The organism is Brevibacillus borstelensis, from assembly GCF_037834415.1.
Taxonomy (GTDB): domain Bacteria; phylum Bacillota; class Bacilli; order Brevibacillales; family Brevibacillaceae; genus Brevibacillus; species Brevibacillus borstelensis_A.
Map to the genome: position 1 here is coordinate 43,090 of NZ_JAUMSJ010000022.1, position 19,664 is coordinate 62,753.

The window sequence follows — 19,664 nt, forward strand, 5'->3', positions numbered from 1 at the left end:
CGCCTGGATCAATTCTGCTTGCTACTTCTTGAATCGGGGGAACCAGATCGCTGCCGATTTCTGGACCTCCTGGCTCACCTGCTCCGGCGTCAGCTTGTTCAAATACATGCCCTGCAGCGAGTTTTCAAGCGTTTGCTTGGTCGTCGGATTTCCTTCCGCAAAGTGGACGACCATCAGGTATGGCGTCGAGCTGCTCGCTGACAGCTCCGCCATTTTGTTGACGAGCGGATCGCTTGTCACGACCCCGGGAATGGCACTGATGCGTTTAAACTGATTGGCGAACAGCTCGCCAAACTTTTTGCTGGCCATAAACTCGAGAAACTTGAGCGCTTCCTGTTTATGCTTGGACTTTGCATTGACCGCGTAGGAACCGTCTACCCACGTAGTCAACACGGCTTTTCCGTCATCCGTCGGCATCGGGAAGAAGTCAAGCGGCAGATCGGGATTCATTTTTTGCAAGCCCTCCAGCTCAAAGCTGCCGTTGATGAACATAGCCGCTTTCTCGGTGAAAAACATCGTCCGCGTGTCATTCAAATCAAGTCCAACAAAATTTTCCGGGAAATAAGGGATCAGCTCCTGCGCCCGCTGGATGGATTTTACGAACTCGGGACTTGTAAAATCAGCTTCCCCATTCAGGATTTTACTGACGAAAGCATTGCCATTGTACGCACCGGGAGCGATGACGCCATGGCTGAGCGAGAGCAGCCAGCCCTCTTTGGCTCCAAAGGCAAACGGCACTATGCCTTTGTCTTTCAACGTCTTGGCCACTGCGATCAGTTCATCCCAGGACTTCGGTTCTTTCAAGCCGTTCTGTTCAAACAGCCTCTTGTTGTAATAAATTTGCGTTGAATTGAGAGAGAGGGGGACGCCGTACACTTTTCCGTCTTTTCCGGTGGCTGCCGCAAGAACGTCCTTGGAAAAGTTCTGGATGCCCGGCAATTGATCCAGCGGCTCCAGATGGCCTGCTTCGGCGAGCGAAATTCCGGGAGCGTACGGGCGAAGCTGCAAAACATCAGGTCCGCTGTCGCTTTGCAGCGCGGTGTTGAGAATGGTGTTGTACTCCGTTGCCTTGAACGGCTTGAAGTCGATCTTGATGCCTGGGTTCTCCGCTTCGAAGGCTTGAATGATTTTTTTGTAGCCCTCGGCGTCCTCCACACGCCAGCTGTGCATCGACAGCGTCACTTGCTCCGCCCCGCCGCCGGAACTGCCGCCGCCAGCGCTCCCACCCGGACTGCCAGTCTGTCCTCCGTTCTGCCCGTCTCCCGGCGATGCGGGATTCGTCCCGCCGCTGCAACCGGCAAGCACAAGCAGCACAGTCAGCATTGCAGAAACAAATACGTGCGATCCAGACCTTCTCATCCTGTCTCATCCCCCTTTTTCCCTTTTGGCTTTTTGCATGATCAGGCCAGGCTCTTTTTGAGTTGAGCCGTGACTGCGTCATGTAAGATCGGCCGAAGCCTGCGCAAGCTGTGGTCCCGTCCCAAATGAACGGCATTGGTCAAAAAGATGACAGCCAGCTCCTGCTCCGGATCGATCCAGAGACTCGTTCCGGTAAATCCCGTGTGCCCGAAGCTAGAGCGAGAAAAGCCGGAGCCGCAGCTGTTATTGCCCTCATGACCGTTTATCTCCCAGCCGAAACCTCTGCTGCCTCCCTTGCCTTGCGTATGGCAACGGATTGCTTGTTTTCTGGTTTCCTCGGAGAGGAGCGGGGGTGTTCCGGTCATCCACATCTGTGCGTACCGGCAGAGGTCATCCGCTGTCGAGAACAGACCGGCGTGGCCTGCTACTCCGCCCATGACAAACGCTTTCTCGTCATGAACCTCACCTGTGATGTAACGATTTGCAAGATGGCAATACTCCGTAGACGCAATATTCGGAAAAAAATCGCCATAAGGACGGAAACAAGTCTGTTTCATCTCGAGAGGCGTCCACAGCCTTCTCTCCAGAAACTGGTCAAAAGACTCATGGGTGACTTTTTCGATCAACAGTCCGAGCCAGATCATGCCGATGTCGCTGTACACGACCCGCTCTCCCGGAGCGTTTGCCAAGGGAATCTTGTACAGCTGGCCAGGCAATGCGATGGAACCGTCCCGGCTTCGCTCCGCAAGGTCTGCGGGTAATCCCGAAGTATGCGTCAAGAGCTGGGCGATCGTAATCCCCCTCTTCTCTTCCGGGCAATCCGGGAAGAAGCGGGAAAGCGGGTCGTTTTCGCGAAGCAGGCCTTCCTGCAGCAACAGCAGGACGGCAGGCAGCGTGGCGGTCACCTTGGTGAGAGACGCCAGGTCGAACAGCGTATCCGGCGAAACGGGATGTCCTTCCGCCGTACAGCTGGTCTTGCCGACATCCGCGGCGAGAATCACTCGTCCCTTTTGCACGACGCGCAATGAAGCGCCCGGCAAGAGTCCTTCCTGTACCCACGTCTGCAGCATTTGTTTTACAGCTTCCATCCTTCGCCCCCCTCTCACGACCGCTTGGTCCGGCTGACAGCCAGCCGTGTCTTTTCCAGTAATGGAATGACTTCTTCCTGCTGTCTGCTGACCAGCGTAATAAACAGAATATCAATCACATTCAACTGAGCGATGCGTGACGCCATGGCGCCGCTGCGGATGCTTTTTTCCACCGAGCTGGTGAACAGCCGGATGTCGGCCAGCTCCGCGACGGGCGAGGGACCGAATTTCGTCAGCGTAATGATCGTCGCTCCCTGCTGCTTGGCCTCCGTGAGCGATTGGATGATGTCTTCCGTCTGACCCGAATAGGAAATCCCGAAGGCCACGTCCTTCTCCGACAGCGTGACAGCCGATGTCAGCTGCGCGTGAAAATCGGAGTACGCCTCACACCACAGGTTGATACGAGAAAACTTTTGCCGAATATCGGCGGCAATGACCGCAGACGCCCCTACTCCGTACACGTCGATCTTGCGGGCTTTGGCCAGCGCTTCGGCGGCTCTGGCAACCTCTTCTCCCGACAGCACGGACAGCGTATCCTGGATCGACTGGATATTGTTCCAGCTGACCGCCTGCATGATCGAATCCACAGTGCCTTCCATCATGATTTCCTGATAGCTGCCCGTCGCCGTCTGTTTGTTCAGATCGCCGGCGATGCGAAGTTTCAGCTCCTGATAGCCCTTCATATTGAGTGAGCGAGCCAGCCGGATAATCGTCGCTTCCGAAACTCCGCTCAGCTCTGCCAGCTTTTGTACCGAAAGCTTGACCACTTCTTCCGGGTGAGCCAGAATAAAGTCAGCGACTTTCCGTTCGGATGGCTTCAAATCCTCCAAAATGGCCTGCAAACTGACAAGACCTCCGTGTAACATGCTCACACCGACCTTTTACCAAATCTTACCTACATTGTATGAAATTTTATTTCCATCGTCAATTAGCCGATAATAAATAATATTACAACATCGCATAAAAAATGTCCCTCTTTATCAAAGGAAGAGAGACATTTTTGCGAATCTAGTTTCCTTTTTGCCGGATCGAGATGATGCCCATGCCATCTGCTGTCATGTGAATCGTTCCGTTTTTGCCCGGCCAGACTCTGGTGAAAACAAGCTCCGGATCGTTGCGCATCAGAATAAACCGCTCCTTGCCGTTCTTGTCGAGCGCGTACAAATTTCCGCCGTTATCGGTAAAGTAGAGGTTTCCCTCTGCATCCGAAAATCTCTCCCAGCTGATGATCCCGGTCTGTCCATCGGGCCTGTCGTAGCTCCACAGCACTTTTCCCGTCCGGTCTATTTTTCCCATTGTGTTTTCGCCAAGCGGCAGGTAGTACCCACCCGCTCCATCGCTTGGGATGCCCAGCTTCGACAGACTTTCCTTGTCCACGGGTGCTTCTGAGATATCCTTGCCATCGGCGGCATTGAAAAAGTGAAGTCCTTTATCTCCGAGTAGGTAAACGATTCCATCCGGAGAAAAGTATGGTTCTCCCCAGTCAGACTCCTCCCTTTTCCACTTGAACTTGCCCGAGCTGTCCAACCCGATAAACGTTTTTCCATCCACCCCGACGACCAGTGTCTGCTTGGACTCCACCCAGTCAATGCCGTAGACGTTTGAGAACAGTTCTCCTTCCAAAGCTTGTGACGAACTCAGAATTTCTTTATTGCTCCAGCGTATGTTTCCTTCTTTGTCCATAGCCGTGACGCCTTTTTCTGTCAGCAGAAAAAGCGAACCGTCACTGGCTGCATCGAAGTCCCAGTAACTGCGGCTGAGCATGTATGGCAGCTCGATCTCCTTGAGCACTTTGCCGCTTTTATCCACGGCAATTACGTAGCCGGGTTCCCCCCATTTGTGCTCCAACGTGTTGTCCCACAGGACGTACAGCAGGCCGTCGCGCCCCATTTCCAGATAAGGAGCCCAGTACATACCCAGATCGGTTTTGCCCAGCACTTTTCCTTCCTGATCGAGACGGTACAGAAAACCGTCTCCCCCGGCTGCATGCATGATCCCTTGTTCATCGGTAATCACATTGGAGAGGTACTCGTTTTCCAGCTTGTTTTGCCACTTTATATCGTACTTGTCTCCTCCCCTGAGGATTAGCGGCTGACTCTCTCCCACCCAAGAAACCACCGTTATGGATGTTTTTACATCGGGTAAAGAGGCCGTTTCCGCCGTTTCCGCCGCAACAAGCGGCCCTGTCCTGGCTTGTTTTTGAATCTGCCCGTGTGCAGCCGTCGGCATAACCAGCGCAAGTGCGAACGCGAGCAGCATTGCCTTTGCTTTTGTTTTCATCGCGGAAGCCCCCAATTAGAAATATTCGGTACCTCTCCCATCTTACTTTCCTCGCGTTTGGATTTATTCCTGCTTCCGGCGGCTGATGTGTTCAGAGCCTGGGAAGCCTTCCCTTCTTTTCTTCGCCCCTTGACCTTTCCGCTGCGTCAACCCTTACACTAGAGCTCGCAGTGATGACGAAGGAGGAAAAAAACGATGAAACGCATCCTGATTAAAGAAGGCACGATTTTGAGCATGCGCGAAGGCGAGCAGGCCTTTACAGGCGATCTGTTTGTCGAAGGGGATAAAATCGCCATGATCGGCCCAGTGATCGATCAACCCGCTGACCACGTGATCAACGCCAAAGGCATGGCCGTCATGCCCGGGCTGATCAACGCCCACAATCACGGAGCGATGTCGCTTCTGCGCGGCTTTTCCGACGATCTGAAGCTGATGGATTGGCTGGACAAAAAAATGCTCCCGGCCGAGGCGAGGATGACGGAGGAGGATGTCTATTGGGGGACGAAGCTGGCCATCGTGGAAATGATCCGCTCCGGAACTACTTCGTTTGCCGACATGTACGTCTGCATGGACGCAGTCGCGAATGCGGTCGTGGAGAGCGGCATACGGGCCTCGCTGACCCGCGGGCTGGTGTTCCTGCAGAATGACGGCGGCAGGCGCATGCAGGAAGGAATCGATCTGGTGGAAAAATGGTCCGGTGCCGGAGAAGGCCGGATCACGACCATGTTCGGTCCGCATGCGCCCTACACCTGCCCGCCCGAGCCGCTCTGTGAGGTCATCGCCCTCGCCCGCCAGCGAGGCATTCCGCTCCACATCCATCTTGCGGAAACCAAGGAGGAGAGCGTGAAGATCCGGGAAAAATATGGAGAAACGCCTACGGAATACCTGTACCAGCTCGGCATGTTCGAGCATACGCACGTCCTCCTGGCCCACGCTGTTCATCTAACCCGCAAGGATATCGGGTATTTGCGCGGCATGCGCGGCGGCGTCGCCCACAACCCGGTGAGCAATCTGAAGCTGGGCTGCGGCATCGCGCCGGTCATGGAGTTCAAGCGGCATGGCATCACGGTCGGAATGGGCACAGACGGGGCGGGCAGCGCCACGACCCTCGACATGTTTGCCGAGATCAAGGCAGCCACCTGGATGCAAAAGCTGGACTACGGCGATCCGACGCAGCTGCCGGCAGAGGAAGCGCTGCGGATGGCCACCATCGAGAGCGCCAAGCTGCTCGGCATCGATCATGAGGTCGGGACGCTGGAGGCAGGCAAAAAAGCGGACATCATCCTGATCGACCTCAATCAGCCCCACTTGCAGCCCGTGCATAATCCTGCCTCCCTGATCGCTTACAGCGTCAATGGCACAGACGTGGACACCGTGATCGTAAACGGACAAATATTGATGCGGGAGCGCCAGCTGACGACTCTCTCCTGGGAAGAGGTCAAGCGGGAGGCTGCTGTTCGAGCTGCCCGGTTGGTGGAAGGTTTGTAAGGGAGAACAAAACAATGCCGTCCTGTTGCGGGGCGGCATTTTCCCATTGCGCAGCGGCCGTTTCAACGGACAGCACCCTCTACTTCGGCTGCTTGCTCCGCCTCCGATACGTCACGCAGCTTCCCGTCCAAGGTGCGCAATACCGGAACAAAGAAACCGGACAGACATCACCCTCTGCCCCTCTGTCTACGGTTTTCGCTCGGGCTTGCCCCGAACGCATTTTTAAATACTCGTTCAAAGGTTCGCAAGCTGCCAAAGCCGCTCTCATACGCGATATAGGTTATGTCCAGACTGGTCGCTTCCAGCAGGGTTCGCGCTTTTTTTATCCGTTATTCCGTCAGAAAACGTCCAGGCGTTTGCCCCGTCTGTTCTCGAAACAGGCGAATCAGGTGGTACTTGCTGATCCCCGACATCTCCACCAGTCGGTCGAGAGTAAGATCGGCAGATGATTCGTCATGGATCAACTCCATGGCTCGGCGAATCGCAGGGTGATCGACAGGCGGAAGCTCATTTCCGGCGCGAATGGCGTGGGTTCCTTCCTGCAGTGACAATAACAGACTGGCCAATTCTCACCCAGCTCCTGCCGCTCAAGCAAGCGCTTTCAGCGTCTGCATGACCGCTTTCTCCGCCAACAGGCGAAACCCGACTGTCGCTTTACTTGTACGGACGATTGTTTGACTCCGACGATCTCCTTATTCCGATCGTTATTCTCGGGATCGGCATGGTGCTGAAGCTGCTCGTCCATCTTCCCTTTTTGCGAGCGGAAAAGCGGATGGCCGCCGAGCAGCACCGAATAGAAAAAACGGAGTAATCATCCTCGGGGCACCTTCGGTAAACGGTTCTAGCGGCTTGCAGCTGCAAGCCTCTCTTCGCAAAGCGGCAAAACGATCAGAGCCCCCAACAGAAAGCATATCCCTGCGGCGCCGTAGATGATTTCCAGCGGGAGCGTCTTCGCTGCGATACCGGACACGCTCATCATCACTACCATCGAACCGGTCATCAGCGGAGTGCGAATGCCGGCAACCCGGCCGATGTAGGCTTGATCCGTATGCAGCATGACGAGCGCATTATTCCCGATGAAAATCGCCGGCTGCAGAAGCGCGATCAAAAACTGGGCCGTCATTGTCAGCCATAATACAGTAGACAAGCCTGACAGGATGATACCAGCCGCATTGACAACCAGGCCAAGCATGAGAAACCACTGAGGCGCAATCTTGGCGGCCAAGCGAAACGTCACGATCCCTCCGATGATTTCACCGAGGCCGTATGGGATTGTCATCCATTGCAAATCCTGTGCGGGCAAGCCCAGTCTTTCCGTGATGAGAAAGATTCCAAGCGGGGAAATCAGCCCAACGCCAAGCCCCACCGCCAAAAAGCACAAGTTCAGGTAGACAAGGACCTTTTTCGCTGCCACGTAACGGATTCCATCTACCATGTCACGCATCACCGATGTCTGCATGACCCTCTCGCCAACAACCGTCGTATTGTCCGGCGGGATAAAAACCATTGCGCTCGCAGAGAGAAGAAAGGCGATGCCCGTCAGCAGGATGGAAAGGCGGATTCCAAGCGTTTGATAGGCAAAGGTTCCGAGAATTGGCCCGAGAATCATAAAAATGGAGAATAATGTTTGCAGAAGGGACATCCCTGCCTGAGCCTGTTCGTCCGGCACGTGCAGCTTGAACAGCTTCATCCCGGAAGGCTGCGTGATTTGCGATAATACAGCGGAACAAAATGTCGCCAAAAATACGGCTTCCCACATTCCCATGTCCAGCACAAGCAGCACGATGCCTACCGATAGTGCGCTTGCCAGCTCGCACCAGACAATCGTCTTTTTGGGGCGCCACCGATCCGCGAGCACCCCGCCGATCAACGAAAAAATAAAAATCGGCGCGTATTCAGCCACGGAGATCAAGGCCACTGCCAAAGCGTCTCCGTCCGTTTTCTCCATCACATAGAACAGAATGGCCAGATTTCGCACCCAGATTCCTAACTGGGAAAACACGTTCGAGATCAGGACCATCCGAACAAACCGATTGCGCTGCAACATCCCCGAAGACGGCATATTGCTGCTCCCTCCCTTTGCATGCAGGTGAATTTCACGTTCACTCTACAGCCTCCTGCAAGAGGAGGGTCAAATCGATTTTTCGTCTTTCCCAACGTCTTGACTCTGACCTAGGGGGAGCCTTTACGCTATTGCCATTGAACAAGAAGGAGTGACTTGCAATGCTCTACACGGTAAAAGAGGTAGCCGCGCTGTCAAACGTAACGATAAAGACCTTGCATCACTACCACGCAATCAGGCTGCTGCTGCCATGCGAGGTAAGCGAAGCGGGGTACCGCCTGTACGGAACAAAAGAGCTGGAGCGTCTTCAGCACATTTTGTTTTACAAGGAGCTCGATTTTCCCCTGGACACGATCAAGCAGCTGCTTGACGGAGAACCGGGGCGGCTTTCGATCCTGGCCAGCCAGAAAGAACTGCTGCTGGCCCGCAAGCATAGGCTGGAGGGAATCATTCGAACACTCGACGAATCGATTGCACATGCCGAGAAAGGCGAACAAATGAAACAGACAGAGATGTTCAAGGGCTTTCGCGATGAGGAAGAATGGATGGAGGCGCTTGCCGAACAAAAGCAGTACCTGGAGGAAACTTACAATTACTCCTTGCCTGCTGTCGAAGCCGCCCAGATCGAGGAACTGAATGAGATGGCTGTGGAAGCAAAGCGTTTTACGGATGAACTGGCACATTCGCTGGCGGCGGGAGTAAAATTCGATGACGTGAGCGTTTACAGGCTTATTCGCGGGCACATCCATTTTTTGAATCAGAAAGGGCATGCCGCAAGCCCAGCCGATTTTGCCGCCCAAGCCCGCTTTTTCCTCGAAGATGACTTTCACCGCAGCCTGTTGGAGAACCAGCAGATAGGGCTGGCCTATTATCTTTACACAGCGGCGGAAGCATACGCAGCAGGCGAAGCCAGTAAACGCTGACACGGAAAAACCCGCTGCAGCTTCTAAAAGCCGCGGCGGGTTTCGCTTTATCGTTTGATCGAAACGCGCTGGATGGTCAGCACCCGTTTCCCTACCGATTCAGCAGATAGATTCCCCAGGCCAAATACGCCGCATACAAACTCCAGACCAAATACGGAACAAGCAGATAAGCCGCCACCCGGTGCCGGGGATGGATCAGCCTGATCAACAGCCAGGTGGAATAAGCGACAGGTATGGTGTCGATCGCGGCAGGCAGAAGCAAATGCTTTTCAATGAAAAGCCATGTATGCACCTGGTTGACTGCCCAGTTTATAAAAAACATCAGAAACGTTTCCCCGTACATTTGCCTGCTTCGGGCCAATTGGACAATCGATAAGGAGACAAGTGCGTACAGTATTCCCCACACTGCGGAGAAGACACCAGCAGGGAGAGTGCCTGGCGGTTTGGCGAGCGCCTCAAGCCATTCTCCCCCCTCCGGATAAAGAAAGCCTGCCCATGAGTAAATCCCAAAGACAGCGAAGAACAACAGCGCGGAGGTACCGATTTTCACCGCACATCCCATCCTTTGACATCTGATCTTCTTGCCATAGTTTATGAGACGTGCCCTCGTTTCATCACGATTTGTCCAACAGGATTTCAGCGGGCTCCGGCTTTGATCAGCAGCTCCTCGATTTCGCGGTATCCCCGCTTTTTCGCATGGGCCAGCGGCGTCACCCCGTCCTTGTCCGGGATCGTCACGTCAGCCCCGTGATTGATCAGCAGCTGAACGATCTTTTGATGGGCCTCTCCCCCGTCGCTGAGAACGATCGCCTCCATCAGCGCCGTCCACCCCAGGTTGTTCACGTGATTGACATCGACCCCCGAGTGGGCGAGCAGCTCCTCTACTACCTCCACATGCCCTCTTTCCGCCGCCGGAATCAGGGCCGTCCCGCCGTATCGGTTCGTCAGCTTGGGATCGGCACCGGCTTCGATGGCCAGCTTGACGATATCGAGGAGTCCCTCGGCACCCGCGTACAAAAACACGTTATCCGAACGGTTGTCACGGATATTGATATCGGCTCCTGCCTCGATCAGCGCTTTGACCGTTTCTGCGTGATTGCCATGGGTGGCGGCCAGCACTGCCGTCCGTCCTTTTTCATCTGCAGCGTTGATATCCGCCCCTTTTTTGAGCAGTTCCAATACTGTGGCCGTTTCCCCTTTTTCCGCAGCCGCGATCAGCAGCCGTCCCGCATTTCCTTGCGCCACTTTTTGCTCACTCTCCTTCGCGATATTTTGTGCATCCTGCGCGACTTCCCCTGTGCTGACAGGCTCCTCGCAGCCTGCCAACATCAAAAATGACGAAAAGAAGGCAACCGCTAACCGAATCACCATCCTCCCTCCTTTCCCCCTTCTCTTTCTTCATGCTATCATGACAATACCTATACAAAAAATATCACTTTCATTATAAATAATTACTTTTTCCATATACCAAGGGAGGGATTGTCCCGGTGGATATCAAACAGCTGCGCTACTTTATCGCCATTGCAGAGGAGAAACAAATATCGGCTGCCGCCAAACGCCTCCATCTCGCGCAGCCGCCGCTTAGCCAGCAGCTGATCAATTTGGAGCGGGAACTGGGCGTCACCCTGGTGATCAGACACGCGAGAGGGCTGGAGCTGACAGAGGCCGGACGCCTCTTGTACAAGCATGCCGTGAAAATTGCCAGCCTGGTGGAAGATTCGGAAAATGAGGTAAAAGAAGTGGGCGAGGGAACGAAGGGGACCCTCAGCATAGGCGTCAACACGCTCTCTTCGGAGCTCTTGCCCAGGCTGTTGAAGCAATTTCAGCAACGCTATCCCCATGTGTCATACAAAATCCAGCAGAATGAATCCGATCAGCTTCTCAAAATGGTAAAAGAAAAAGCCATCGAGCTCGCGATCGTCAGACTGCCGCTTGAACTCAATGACTTTTCCATTCTGCACCTGCAAACAGAGCCGCTGCGCTTCGTCTGTTCCGCCCGCTTCCCTCACTCGTCCGGCCGGATCACTTACGAGCAGATTAGCCATTATCCGCTGCTGTTGCCCAGTACCGAAGGTCTCGGGGTGTACCACTTGATCCTGGAGGAATTTTCACGCCGCCGACTGGAGCCGGCCATCCTGGGCGAATGCTCGGATATCGCGGTCCTCTTGCAATTGGTCTCTTCCGGCTTTGGCGCGACGGTCGTCCCGGAGGTTGTCCTCCGGATGCATCCCGGACACGAGTTGCAAGTATTCGAGATTGCCGATGCGTCGCTCGCCGCTTCATCCGGCGTCATTTGGCTGAACGATTACTACCTGTCAAAGACGGCGCAGAACTTCCTTGAGCTGTTGAGGCGCGAATAGCTTACAAGCGCGTCGATTCGCCCGGCGTTAGCGCGATCCCGTCGATCCCTTTTTCCTTCAGGCTGGCGACAAATCCGGCGCCGTCCTGCTGAATGGGCGGGAATGTATTGTAGTGGATCGGCACGACAAGCTTGGCGCCGACCCACTCCGCAGCCGTCCTGGCATCATCCGGTCCCATCGTGAACACATCCCCGATCGGAAGGAATGCCGCGTCGATGCTGTGGCGCTCGCCCAGCAGCTTCATATCTCCAAAAAGTCCGGTATCGCCGGCATGGTAGACGGTTTTTCCGCCCATCGTGACGAGAAAGCCGCCCGGCATGCCCAAGTAAACGATACGCTTGTCTTCTTCAAAAACCATGCCCGAGCTGTGGAAGGCCTGTGTCATTTTTACGGTTCCAAAAGGAAAGGATGCAGAGCCCCCGAGGTTCAGCGCCATCGTCTTGGCACCCTGCCAGCCGAGATAGTTTGCCAGTTCAAACGTGGCGATGATCGTTGCATCGTTTTGTTTCGCCAATTCTACGGCGTCCAAGATGTGATCCTGATGTCCGTGCGTCAAGAGAATGTACTGGACCCGAATATCGGACAGCTTCGTTGCGGCAAGCGGGTTTCCGGTAATGAACGGGTCGATGATGATTGAATGTCCTTCGCTGGTCAGTTGGATACAAGAGTGACCGTGATACTGGATTTCCAACATGTGCATTCCCTTCTTTCTTCACAAACTTGTTCATTCCTGATGATAGGTGGGAATGTCAACCATGTCAAATTGTTTGATGTTCCAAACGTTCGAATAGTCAGTCAAATATAACGGCAAAAGCGCGCGTGAAAGCCCCGTCGCTCCCCTTTATATTGAGCGGCGCGGCGGCAAAGAAGAAGCGCTTGCGGTCAATTTGCTGCAGATTTTTCAAATTCTCTACGATGCCCAGCTTGTTGCCGAGAAAAATGTGGTGAGCCGGGAATGTTTCGGTCTCGATCGGATCGGGAGAGATGAAGTCGAGTCCAACCGCCCGCACTCCACGGTCCACCAGCTCCTTTGCCAGTTCTTCGCCGAAGTAGGGAAAGTCGGTCTCGTATGCATCCGTCCCCCACTGCTTGCTGAGACCCGTTCGGAACAGGACGATATCCCCTGAGCGGATATCCGCTCCTTCCAGTACAGCCGGACTCATTTCCCGCTGTCCGTTCAGGCTGACATCCACGATAACCGCTTCGCCGACAAAGCGCTCCAGCGGTATCGCCTCGATGGTCTCTCCATTTGGAATAAAATGGGCTGGCGCATCGCAGTGAGTGCCGGCGTGAACGACAGAGTGAAAGTCGGTCACCTGAAACCCGTCCGACTCCACATGGGCTACCTGCTTGAATTCCGCCACCGGCTGGCCTGGGTACTGGGGCATTCCTGCCTCGAACACTTGCGATAGATCGATAATACGCATGTGGCCCTCCTTTTCCGATCTTACAAATCGGAATAGTATTTGTTTTGCTACAATTATCCAATCCCTCTGGCTCTATCGCAAGTATTTTTTCCAGATTTTCGGTGCCTTTTGCTTACACCAACGAACGCTATTTGAGACTCCCACGGCTAAAGCCGCAAGCTGACACCTTCGGTATCAGTGGGATTCTTGGGTGGTAGTCGGAAGTGCATTTCTGCTATCCGTAGTTCCCCCAAGTTCAGGGCTGTCTCATCAGCCCGTCCCACGGCAGAGCATATAGCTCCGTAGGCTGGCAGACTGTTACCATCTGCCACAGGTTTGCTCTTACAAATGTTTTAGCGTCTTGTTCTTGACGACTTCATACATTTTACGCTCAAGAAGATTCGCTTGAGCAACCCCAGATGTATGCTGTTTTCAAAAGAGCGATGATTGTTTTAACGTCTTTTGCTTGACGGCTCAAAGAGCATATCCTGATTATACCAAGTCAGGTTTGCCCTGCCCATCCCATGAAGGGATGTTCGGGCAAAGCCGTCTTTCATCCCACGATGAAAACCGTGGGCTTTCAGTCGGCAATTACTGTAAAAAGGCTGCCGCAAGCGGGCAGCCCGTTCGTTTGCCGTCAGGCTTGCCTTTGGCAGACCTGTTTATTTGTGGTGATAATCTTCCTTCACCTCGATCAGCGCCACGATTTCCGAGTCGCGGATCACCATTCGCTGGCCTTCATAGCCCCGCAGAATCAAAGTGGAGTTTTTCACATCGACCAGCTTGCCGTAAAAGGTGCCATTTCTTGTATCTACCTTCACATTTTCCCCTTCCAGCTTTTTTGCCTGATCGCGAAATGCCATGGTTAATCCCTCCTTTACCTGCATCCTATGTCCATGCAAAGCCAATCAACCAAAGCAAACGTGGATTTTCCGGCAAAATGTGCGGCTGTCCTTTGGCAAGCATTCTGGGTGTCAACGGAACCTGCATCAATGGTCCCACCGCCCTTCCGCTCCCTGGCCGTAAATCGGGCCCGATCTGATGATCGCATGATTGGCATGCCTGCCTCTCACCATCTCTTCTCCGGCGAGCTTGGCATTGCAATAAGCCGCCAGTCTGCTTTCACTGTGCCATAAGGAGGGCGCGTCCTGTTCCTGATACGGCCCTTTGTCCCCTGCAAAAACGCCATCCGTCGACAAAAACAGCAGCCTTGTCTCCGGAACAATGCTGGAGAGCAGCCCGGGCAGTCCCTTGTGGATCAGAGACGTTTCACTTTCTCCGCTCATTACTGCCCACACCACCACATCAGGCTCTACCCGCCGAAGCAGCTCCGTACAGGCGCTGTCTTCACGCAAATCCACCTGGGGGTAGTTCCGGTGACGATTTTGAAAGCACGTCCCCGTCACTTCCCACCCTTGTTTGGTTCCACACTCAACTATCATGGAGCCGAGATAGCCGCTCGCTCCGAGAACAAGCAGTCGTGACATCGGTCTTTTCTCTCCTTTTGGGACGAACCCTGAAAGAATTTGTCGCACGTTTGGCAACAGGAGTTTGACTGCTGCCAGCGAAGTGTACAAGCATAATGATTTCGAAACGTTCGGAAAACATTTCTGCCGAAACGGGAGGATTGTCTATGAAAAACGTGATCGAGCTGGTCGCCAAGGAAAAAACGTACTCCGGACGCGAACTGGCCGGAATTCTCGGTGTCGGAGCCAGCACGCTTCGCAAGTGGAGCATGCTTCTCGAACAGCAAGGGTACTGGTTTTTGCGGGACAGCCAAAACCGCAGGGAATACAGACAAGCGGATATCGACGCGCTGCGTTCGTTTTATCAGTTGACCAAAGAGCATCTGATGCCGCTGGAAGAAGCCGCGCGGACCGTCGCCGGGGGCACCTCCTTTCAACAGGCAAGGAAGGAAACTGCCGCTTCGCTCAGCCTCGTCCCCCCGGTTGTGCCCTCTGCCGGCTCTGCGGCCCTCCCGGCAAACCATTCACCTGCATTGTCCGCAAGCACCTCCGCCGCTTTGGCTCTCCGGACCAGCGCACATGTCGATCTCCTGGAAGAAAAAATCCATTCGCTCGCCCAGCAAGTCCAGCATCAGGATGCGGTTCAAATGGCGTTGATGGAACGCCTGGAACAGCAGGAAGCCTACATCCGCAGCAGCCTGAAGGAGCGCGACCGCCGCTTGACGAAAGCCATGAACGATATTATCGAGGCCAAGCAGCAATTGGCCCAGATCAGGGACGAGCAGCGAAAAAAATCGATCTGGCACCGCTTGTTTCGGATACAGTATGATCCGACGCCTTGAATTGCCAGCCTCCCGCATTTCTTGTTCCTCAGACGCCCCGAACCGCATAAAAACAGGGCTGCCCCGATTGTACCCAATCTTTTCCAATCGGAACAGCCCTGTTTTTTGTTGAGCGGTGAAAGCGGATGCTCACGCCGCGGTAATCTTTTCGTCTACGGCCGCAGCGCTGTTTTTCGTAGCCATGCTGACAACCGTTGTCACCGCGAGATTGACGATCAGCGCGATGATGCCGACATTCAGATCCTGAATGGACTGCGGCAGGAACGGGAAGAGCGTGCCGATCGTGCTGCCGCTGATGGTAATGTAGGCCACCGTCGCCACACCGGTGACGATCCCGGCAGCGGCTCCCTGCTTGGTGACAAAATTGCGTTTCGACAGACTGAACAGAAGCGCCGGGAAGAGCTGGGTTACCAGACTGTAGCCCATCAGCAGCAGGGTGACGAGCGTGTCTCCGCCCTGAAATGTAAAGTAGAGCGAGATGAGCGCGACTACAGGCACCAGGTAGCGGGCCAGCTTGGAGATTTGCTCATCCGTCGTCTTCGGCGAGAATACCTTGTACACGTTTTTCGCAATCAGTGTCGACGACGACATCAGGATCATCGAACCCGGAACGATGGCCGTCAAAAGACCGGCCGCTCCGATCACGCCGACAAACCACGGATCAAACGTCTGGATGGACAGACGCAACAGAGACAAGTCGCCATCCGATCCTTTCAGTCCTGGCACCTGCAGGATCGCCGCAAACCCTACAAAAAAGACAAACAGCAGCACGAGCTGGTAAAGCGGCATGACGATCGCATTTTTCCGGAAGACCCGCTCATTCTGAGCGGAGTAGACAGAACCAAAGGTATGAGGCCACATGTAAAAGCCAAGAGCCGTCAACAGGACGGTGGAAACAAACCAGGACGGGCTGAGCCCCTTGTCCGGCAGAGCGACAAACCCCGGCTTGGCCGCCTCGACGGCCTGGAACATTTCGGTGATGCCTCCATAGTAGTGGAACGGCAGATAAAGGCCGAGGAACACGACCACGAACAGAATCATGATGTCCTTGACGACAGCCGTCCACGCCGAGCCGTGAATCCCGGAGACCATCACGTACACGGTGACAGCAATCGTGCCGATCCAAATCGCCGCCGTGCCAGATATGGTTCCGTATGAAGCCTCCGCCACGATCAGCCCGAGGCCCTTCAGCTGCAGGACCAGATACGGGATGAGCGCCACCACGCCGACGAGGGAGACGAGGACTCCCAGGTACGGGCTTTTGTACTTGCTGACAAAAAAGTCGGACTGCGACATCAGCTTGTGCTCTTTCGCGTAGCGCCAAATAGCGGGCAAAAGCCAGTACGACATGATGTAGGCGAGGCAGCCATAGGCGAGGATATAGAAGGTCGGTCCGCCTTTGCCATACGCCCAGCCGCTGCCGCCGAGGAACGTAAAGGTGGTGTAAATCTCGCCCGCCATCAGCAGGAAAACGAAAATCGCTCCGAAGCCGCGTCCCCCGACGGTCCACTGCTCAAGGTTCATATCCTTGCCGCGTTTCGCCCGAATCCCGAGGAAAAGGGATAGTGCCAAAAATCCGAAAATAATGAACAAAGCTGCGTTCATCAAGAGTCACCTCCCTTGTTCGCCGGGTCCAGCTTGTAGATGATCGCCATGATGACGGAGGTCAGCACGACCCAGAGGACGATCCAGAACAGTAAAAAGGGCAATCCGAGCACGTACGGCTCCACTTTGTTGACAAATCCGATGCAACCGAGTATTCCGATAAACGGCAGCAGAGCTAATAGATGAATCAGTTTCACGGGTGTTCATCCCCCTTTGGAGTCTGTCGATTCCTGCATACGGTACAGGTTTTTCGGAACATCCGGTTTTTTCTTTCTGCTAGGCCATGACGATTTTGCGGGCGGCGTTGACAAAGATTTTCACGCCTACCTCCAGCGCATCTTCATCGACAGTGAAGCGCGGATGGTGGTGCGGATAGACGATCCCCTTCTCCTGGTTGCCCGCGCCTACGTAAAAGAAGCAGCCCGGCGCTTTTTGCTGGAATGCCGAGAAGTCCTCGCCACCCATATTGGGCTTCATGTGGTCGACCCATTCCCCGCCCAGCGTCTCCGCGACGATGTCTTCCATCAGGCGGGTCACTTCCTCGTCGTTGATGACGGGACGGTAGCCGTATTCGTATTTGAATTCGTAAGCAGCCCCATGCGCTTCCGTAATCCCCTTGACGACGCGCTCCATCAGGGCCGGAACGGAATCGCGAAGCTGTTGGTCAAAGCTTCGGACAGTCCCGCAGATGCTGACCGAGCCGGGAATGACATTGTGCGTCGTTCCGCCAATAAACTGGGTGACGGAAATGACGAGATTGTCCAGCGGATCGGTATTGCGGGAGACGATGTGCTGCAGGTTGGTAACCACCTGTGCCGCAATGGCAATGCTGTCGACCGTCTGATGCGGCAGCGCGGCATGTCCGCCCTTTCCGGCGACGGTGATGTAAAAGGTATCGGGCGAGGCCATCATCGGCCCTGGGCAAATGCCTACTTTGCCAAAGTCCAGCGGAGCCCACAGGTGTGTACCGATGACCATGTCCACGCCGTCCATGACGCCGGCCTGCACCATTTCCTCCGCCCCTCCGGGGAACAGCTCCTCCGCGTGCTGGAACAGGAAGCGGACCTCTCCTTTGATCCGGTCTTTCAGCCCCGAGAGGATTTTCGCCGTGCCGAGCAGCATCGCCGTGTGGCCGTCGTGCCCGCAAGCGTGCATCACGCCGGGATTTTTGGAGACAAAGTCAAAGGTGTTCTCCTCGGTGATCGGCAGGGCGTCCATGTCGGCGCGCATGGCCAGGACGCGCCCTGGCTGGGAACCGATCAGCCGTGCCATCACGCTTGTCTTTGTCGGTCTGGAGACTTCCAGGTTTCCGAAAGAAACGAGCGTGTCGTAGACAAACTGCGCCGTCTTTTTCTCGTGAAACGAAAGCTCGGGATTTTGGTGCAAATAGCGCCTCCACGCGATTACCTGCTCCTTGATCTGTTCGGCTTCCTGATTGAGTGTCGCTGTCGTTGTCATTTTGATACGCCTCCCCGTTATTGTGTGCTCCTACGCCTTCGCGGCGAGCGACAGAACCGTCCGGTACAGCACATTGGCCCCGTCTGCACAGTCTTCCTTGGTGGTATATTCAGCCGGATTGTGGCTGATGCCCTTTTGGGAGCGGGCAAATATCATGCCAACCGGACAGAGGCCGGTCAGCTGCATGCAATCATGTCCGGCGCCGCTCGGCATCGTAAACGGTTCGAAGCCAAGCGACTCGCAAGCGTCCCTCGCCGCCTGCTGAATCTCTTCCGAGCAGACGACCGGAGGTATGCGCTGCAACAGCTCGACAGCGAGCTTAATGCCGCGCTTTTCGCAAATTTGCTTGGCAAGTCTGACAATTCCGCTTTCAACACGGTCAAGCACGGCTTGATCCACATCGCGAAGATCGAGCGAAAACTCGACTCTGCCCGGGATGATGTTTACCCCGCCGGGGAATACCTGCAGCTGTCCTACCGTGCCGACGGCCGTGCCCGTCTTGCCCGCTTCCTGCTCGATCGCCAGCATGATCTCGGCCGCCGCCGCAAGCGGATCCCGGCGAAGCGTCATCGGCGTGGCTCCCGCGTGTCCGGCTTCTCCCTCCAGGATGAACTTCACCCACAGGGGACCGGCCACCCCGCTGACCACTCCGACCGACAGATTGCGGCTCTCCAGCACTTTCCCCTGCTCAATATGTAGCTCAACGTATGCTTTGACGCTTCCTTTCGGCCGAGCCGCCTTGCCGATCGCGTCCGGGTCAAGGCCGTTTTGCCTCATCGCCTCCGCAATCGAGATGCCGTCCTTGTCGAGCTGTTCAAGCTCGCTTCTCTCCAATATGCCGGCGATGCCGCGGCTTCCGATCATGCCATAGCTGAAGCGCGTCCCCTCTTCATCGGTAAAGGCAATCACTTCGATGGGATGTCCCGTCAGGACGCCTTGCTCGTTCATCGCGTGCAGAATCTCCACGCCAGCCAGGACCCCGAGCGGGCCGTCGAAGTTTCCCCCGTTGAATACGGAGTCGAGATGCGAACCGACCAGCACGACGGGCGCCTGCGAATTGCGGCCTTCCTTGCGGCCGATCAAATTGCCTACCTCGTCTTCCCGAACGGCAAGTCCTGCTTCAAGCATGAAACCGCGAACGAGATTCTTTGCAGCTCTTTCCTCCGGTGTAAAGGAAAGTCTGGTGATTCCGCCCGACTCTTGTTTGCCGATGTCACTCAAACGCATTAATCGATCCCACAGTCTGTCCGGATTGATCATACGTTCTCACCTCGTTTTCTTTAGGCTATTAACGGTTGATTTACGGTTGTGTCCATAATTATATAAT

General features: G+C 55.0%; 22 protein-coding genes. 5 read left to right on the forward strand and 17 right to left on the reverse strand.

Features of this window, described 5'->3' with window-relative positions:
- Positions 1 to 21 precede the first annotated feature (21 nt).
- The 4 genes from Q3F21_RS17215 to Q3F21_RS17230 all read right to left on the reverse strand — a co-directional run bounded on the left by Q3F21_RS17215 (position 22) and on the right by Q3F21_RS17230 (position 4,727).
- Entirely contained in the window at positions 22 to 1,359 is a 1,338-nt protein-coding gene (locus Q3F21_RS17215; RefSeq protein ID WP_340255576.1) for an ABC transporter substrate-binding protein, read from the reverse strand.
- A 41-nt stretch (positions 1,360 to 1,400) separates the two neighbouring features.
- Positions 1,401 to 2,447 (reverse strand): serine hydrolase domain-containing protein, encoded by a 1,047-nt coding sequence (locus Q3F21_RS17220; protein WP_340255579.1) that lies wholly within the window; start codon positions 2,445 to 2,447, stop codon positions 1,401 to 1,403.
- Between the two features lie 14 nt (positions 2,448 to 2,461).
- Positions 2,462 to 3,313 carry a MurR/RpiR family transcriptional regulator gene (locus Q3F21_RS17225; protein WP_340255582.1) on the reverse strand — a complete coding sequence of 284 codons (852 nt, stop codon included), beginning with the start codon at positions 3,311 to 3,313 and terminating at the stop codon, positions 2,462 to 2,464.
- Positions 3,314 to 3,455: 142 nt separating this feature from the next.
- On the reverse strand, positions 3,456 to 4,727 hold the full coding sequence (locus tag Q3F21_RS17230) for a PQQ-binding-like beta-propeller repeat protein (RefSeq protein WP_340255585.1): 1,272 nt from the start codon (positions 4,725 to 4,727) through the stop codon (positions 3,456 to 3,458).
- A 195-nt stretch (positions 4,728 to 4,922) separates the two neighbouring features.
- On the opposite strand from Q3F21_RS17230, the gene Q3F21_RS17235 reads away from it, so the two are divergent.
- Positions 4,923 to 6,215, forward strand: a complete 1,293-nt coding sequence (locus tag Q3F21_RS17235; protein WP_340255588.1) for an amidohydrolase — start codon at positions 4,923 to 4,925, stop codon at positions 6,213 to 6,215.
- Between the two features lie 167 nt (positions 6,216 to 6,382).
- Here the strand turns inward: Q3F21_RS17235 and Q3F21_RS27460 are convergent, their stop codons facing one another.
- Positions 6,383 to 6,541: a helix-turn-helix domain-containing protein gene (locus Q3F21_RS27460; protein ID WP_425341271.1), complete on the reverse strand. Its 159-nt coding sequence runs from the start codon at positions 6,539 to 6,541 to the stop codon at positions 6,383 to 6,385.
- Positions 6,542 to 6,544: 3 nt separating this feature from the next.
- On the reverse strand, positions 6,545 to 6,781 hold the full coding sequence (locus Q3F21_RS17240; protein WP_340255591.1) for an AraC family transcriptional regulator: 237 nt from the start codon (positions 6,779 to 6,781) through the stop codon (positions 6,545 to 6,547).
- A 92-nt stretch (positions 6,782 to 6,873) separates the two neighbouring features.
- On the opposite strand from Q3F21_RS17240, the gene Q3F21_RS17245 reads away from it, so the two are divergent.
- Positions 6,874 to 7,026, forward strand: coding sequence for a hypothetical protein (locus tag Q3F21_RS17245; protein ID WP_340255594.1), 153 nt, complete (start codon positions 6,874 to 6,876; stop codon positions 7,024 to 7,026).
- A gap of 30 nt (positions 7,027 to 7,056) precedes the next feature.
- Here Q3F21_RS17245 and Q3F21_RS17250 read toward each other — a convergent pair whose 3' ends face one another.
- On the reverse strand, positions 7,057 to 8,277 hold the full coding sequence (locus tag Q3F21_RS17250) for an MFS transporter (RefSeq protein ID WP_340255597.1): 1,221 nt from the start codon (positions 8,275 to 8,277) through the stop codon (positions 7,057 to 7,059).
- Between the two features lie 161 nt (positions 8,278 to 8,438).
- Here Q3F21_RS17250 and Q3F21_RS17255 point away from each other — a divergent pair, with 161 nt between their 5' ends.
- Positions 8,439 to 9,200: a MerR family transcriptional regulator gene (locus Q3F21_RS17255; RefSeq protein WP_340255600.1), complete on the forward strand. Its 762-nt coding sequence runs from the start codon at positions 8,439 to 8,441 to the stop codon at positions 9,198 to 9,200.
- Between the two features lie 91 nt (positions 9,201 to 9,291).
- Here the strand turns inward: Q3F21_RS17255 and Q3F21_RS17260 are convergent, their stop codons facing one another.
- Both Q3F21_RS17260 and Q3F21_RS17265 read right to left on the reverse strand, forming a co-directional pair.
- Positions 9,292 to 9,750, reverse strand: a complete 459-nt coding sequence (locus tag Q3F21_RS17260; RefSeq protein WP_340255603.1) for a TspO/MBR family protein — start codon at positions 9,748 to 9,750, stop codon at positions 9,292 to 9,294.
- A gap of 86 nt (positions 9,751 to 9,836) precedes the next feature.
- Positions 9,837 to 10,529: an ankyrin repeat domain-containing protein gene (locus tag Q3F21_RS17265; RefSeq protein ID WP_425341272.1), complete on the reverse strand. Its 693-nt coding sequence runs from the start codon at positions 10,527 to 10,529 to the stop codon at positions 9,837 to 9,839.
- Between the two features lie 158 nt (positions 10,530 to 10,687).
- Between Q3F21_RS17265 and Q3F21_RS17270 the strand changes: the two genes are divergently transcribed.
- The gene (locus tag Q3F21_RS17270; protein WP_340255609.1) at positions 10,688 to 11,560 is read left to right on the forward strand and encodes a LysR family transcriptional regulator; all 873 of its coding nucleotides are present in this window, start codon (positions 10,688 to 10,690) and stop codon (positions 11,558 to 11,560) included.
- 1 nt (position 11,561) lies between these two features.
- On the opposite strand, the gene Q3F21_RS17275 is transcribed toward Q3F21_RS17270, so the two are convergent.
- From Q3F21_RS17275 to Q3F21_RS17290, 4 genes are all read right to left on the reverse strand, one after another.
- Positions 11,562 to 12,254 (reverse strand): metal-dependent hydrolase, encoded by a 693-nt coding sequence (locus Q3F21_RS17275; RefSeq protein WP_340255612.1) that lies wholly within the window; start codon positions 12,252 to 12,254, stop codon positions 11,562 to 11,564.
- 97 nt (positions 12,255 to 12,351) lie between these two features.
- Entirely contained in the window at positions 12,352 to 12,987 is a 636-nt protein-coding gene (locus Q3F21_RS17280; RefSeq protein ID WP_340255615.1) for a cyclase family protein, read from the reverse strand.
- A 641-nt stretch (positions 12,988 to 13,628) separates the two neighbouring features.
- Entirely contained in the window at positions 13,629 to 13,829 is a 201-nt protein-coding gene (locus Q3F21_RS17285; protein WP_340255618.1) for a hypothetical protein, read from the reverse strand.
- A gap of 126 nt (positions 13,830 to 13,955) precedes the next feature.
- Positions 13,956 to 14,453: a sugar nucleotide-binding protein gene (locus Q3F21_RS17290; RefSeq protein ID WP_340255621.1), complete on the reverse strand. Its 498-nt coding sequence runs from the start codon at positions 14,451 to 14,453 to the stop codon at positions 13,956 to 13,958.
- 146 nt (positions 14,454 to 14,599) lie between these two features.
- On the opposite strand from Q3F21_RS17290, the gene Q3F21_RS17295 reads away from it, so the two are divergent.
- Positions 14,600 to 15,274, forward strand: a complete 675-nt coding sequence (locus Q3F21_RS17295; RefSeq protein WP_340255624.1) for a MerR family transcriptional regulator — start codon at positions 14,600 to 14,602, stop codon at positions 15,272 to 15,274.
- Between the two features lie 129 nt (positions 15,275 to 15,403).
- On the opposite strand, the gene Q3F21_RS17300 is transcribed toward Q3F21_RS17295, so the two are convergent.
- The 4 genes from Q3F21_RS17300 to Q3F21_RS17315 all read right to left on the reverse strand — a co-directional run bounded on the left by Q3F21_RS17300 (position 15,404) and on the right by Q3F21_RS17315 (position 19,597).
- A complete protein-coding gene (locus tag Q3F21_RS17300) occupies positions 15,404 to 16,879 on the reverse strand; it encodes a sodium:solute symporter (protein WP_340255627.1) in 1,476 nt (491 codons plus the stop codon).
- Entirely contained in the window at positions 16,879 to 17,076 is a 198-nt protein-coding gene (locus Q3F21_RS17305) for a DUF3311 domain-containing protein (protein ID WP_340255630.1), read from the reverse strand. Before Q3F21_RS17305 ends, Q3F21_RS17300 begins: the two co-directional genes overlap by 1 nt.
- Positions 17,077 to 17,155: 79 nt before the next feature.
- Positions 17,156 to 18,337, reverse strand: coding sequence for an amidohydrolase (locus Q3F21_RS17310; RefSeq protein WP_340255633.1), 1,182 nt, complete (start codon positions 18,335 to 18,337; stop codon positions 17,156 to 17,158).
- Positions 18,338 to 18,367: 30 nt separating this feature from the next.
- Positions 18,368 to 19,597 carry a hydantoinase/carbamoylase family amidase gene (locus Q3F21_RS17315; RefSeq protein WP_340255636.1) on the reverse strand — a complete coding sequence of 410 codons (1,230 nt, stop codon included), beginning with the start codon at positions 19,595 to 19,597 and terminating at the stop codon, positions 18,368 to 18,370.
- Positions 19,598 to 19,664 lie beyond the last annotated feature (67 nt).

What these genes read in the sequence shown, in the direction of transcription:
- Q3F21_RS17285 (WP_340255618.1), bottom strand. Translation starts at nt 13,829, where the DNA reads ATGGCATTTCGCGATCAGGCAAAAAAGCTGGAAGGGGAAAATGTGAAG.
- Q3F21_RS17215 (WP_340255576.1), bottom strand. Translation starts at nt 1,359, where the DNA reads ATGAGAAGGTCTGGATCGCACGTATTTGTTTCTGCAATGCTGACTGTG.
- Q3F21_RS17225 (WP_340255582.1), bottom strand. Translation starts at nt 3,313, where the DNA reads ATGTTACACGGAGGTCTTGTCAGTTTGCAGGCCATTTTGGAGGATTTG.
- Q3F21_RS17255 (WP_340255600.1), top strand. Translation starts at nt 8,439, where the DNA reads ATGCTCTACACGGTAAAAGAGGTAGCCGCGCTGTCAAACGTAACGATA.
- Q3F21_RS17265 (WP_425341272.1), bottom strand. Translation starts at nt 10,529, where the DNA reads ATGTTGGCAGGCTGCGAGGAGCCTGTCAGCACAGGGGAAGTCGCGCAG.
- Q3F21_RS17250 (WP_340255597.1), bottom strand. Translation starts at nt 8,277, where the DNA reads ATGCCGTCTTCGGGGATGTTGCAGCGCAATCGGTTTGTTCGGATGGTC.
- Q3F21_RS17310 (WP_340255633.1), bottom strand. Translation starts at nt 18,337, where the DNA reads ATGACAACGACAGCGACACTCAATCAGGAAGCCGAACAGATCAAGGAG.
- Q3F21_RS17280 (WP_340255615.1), bottom strand. Translation starts at nt 12,987, where the DNA reads ATGCGTATTATCGATCTATCGCAAGTGTTCGAGGCAGGAATGCCCCAG.
- Q3F21_RS17220 (WP_340255579.1), bottom strand. Translation starts at nt 2,447, where the DNA reads ATGGAAGCTGTAAAACAAATGCTGCAGACGTGGGTACAGGAAGGACTC.
- Q3F21_RS17315 (WP_340255636.1), bottom strand. Translation starts at nt 19,597, where the DNA reads ATGATCAATCCGGACAGACTGTGGGATCGATTAATGCGTTTGAGTGAC.
- Q3F21_RS17275 (WP_340255612.1), bottom strand. Translation starts at nt 12,254, where the DNA reads ATGTTGGAAATCCAGTATCACGGTCACTCTTGTATCCAACTGACCAGC.
- Q3F21_RS17300 (WP_340255627.1), bottom strand. Translation starts at nt 16,879, where the DNA reads ATGAACGCAGCTTTGTTCATTATTTTCGGATTTTTGGCACTATCCCTT.
- Q3F21_RS17295 (WP_340255624.1), top strand. Translation starts at nt 14,600, where the DNA reads ATGAAAAACGTGATCGAGCTGGTCGCCAAGGAAAAAACGTACTCCGGA.
- Q3F21_RS17230 (WP_340255585.1), bottom strand. Translation starts at nt 4,727, where the DNA reads ATGAAAACAAAAGCAAAGGCAATGCTGCTCGCGTTCGCACTTGCGCTG.
- Q3F21_RS17290 (WP_340255621.1), bottom strand. Translation starts at nt 14,453, where the DNA reads ATGTCACGACTGCTTGTTCTCGGAGCGAGCGGCTATCTCGGCTCCATG.
- Q3F21_RS17235 (WP_340255588.1), top strand. Translation starts at nt 4,923, where the DNA reads ATGAAACGCATCCTGATTAAAGAAGGCACGATTTTGAGCATGCGCGAA.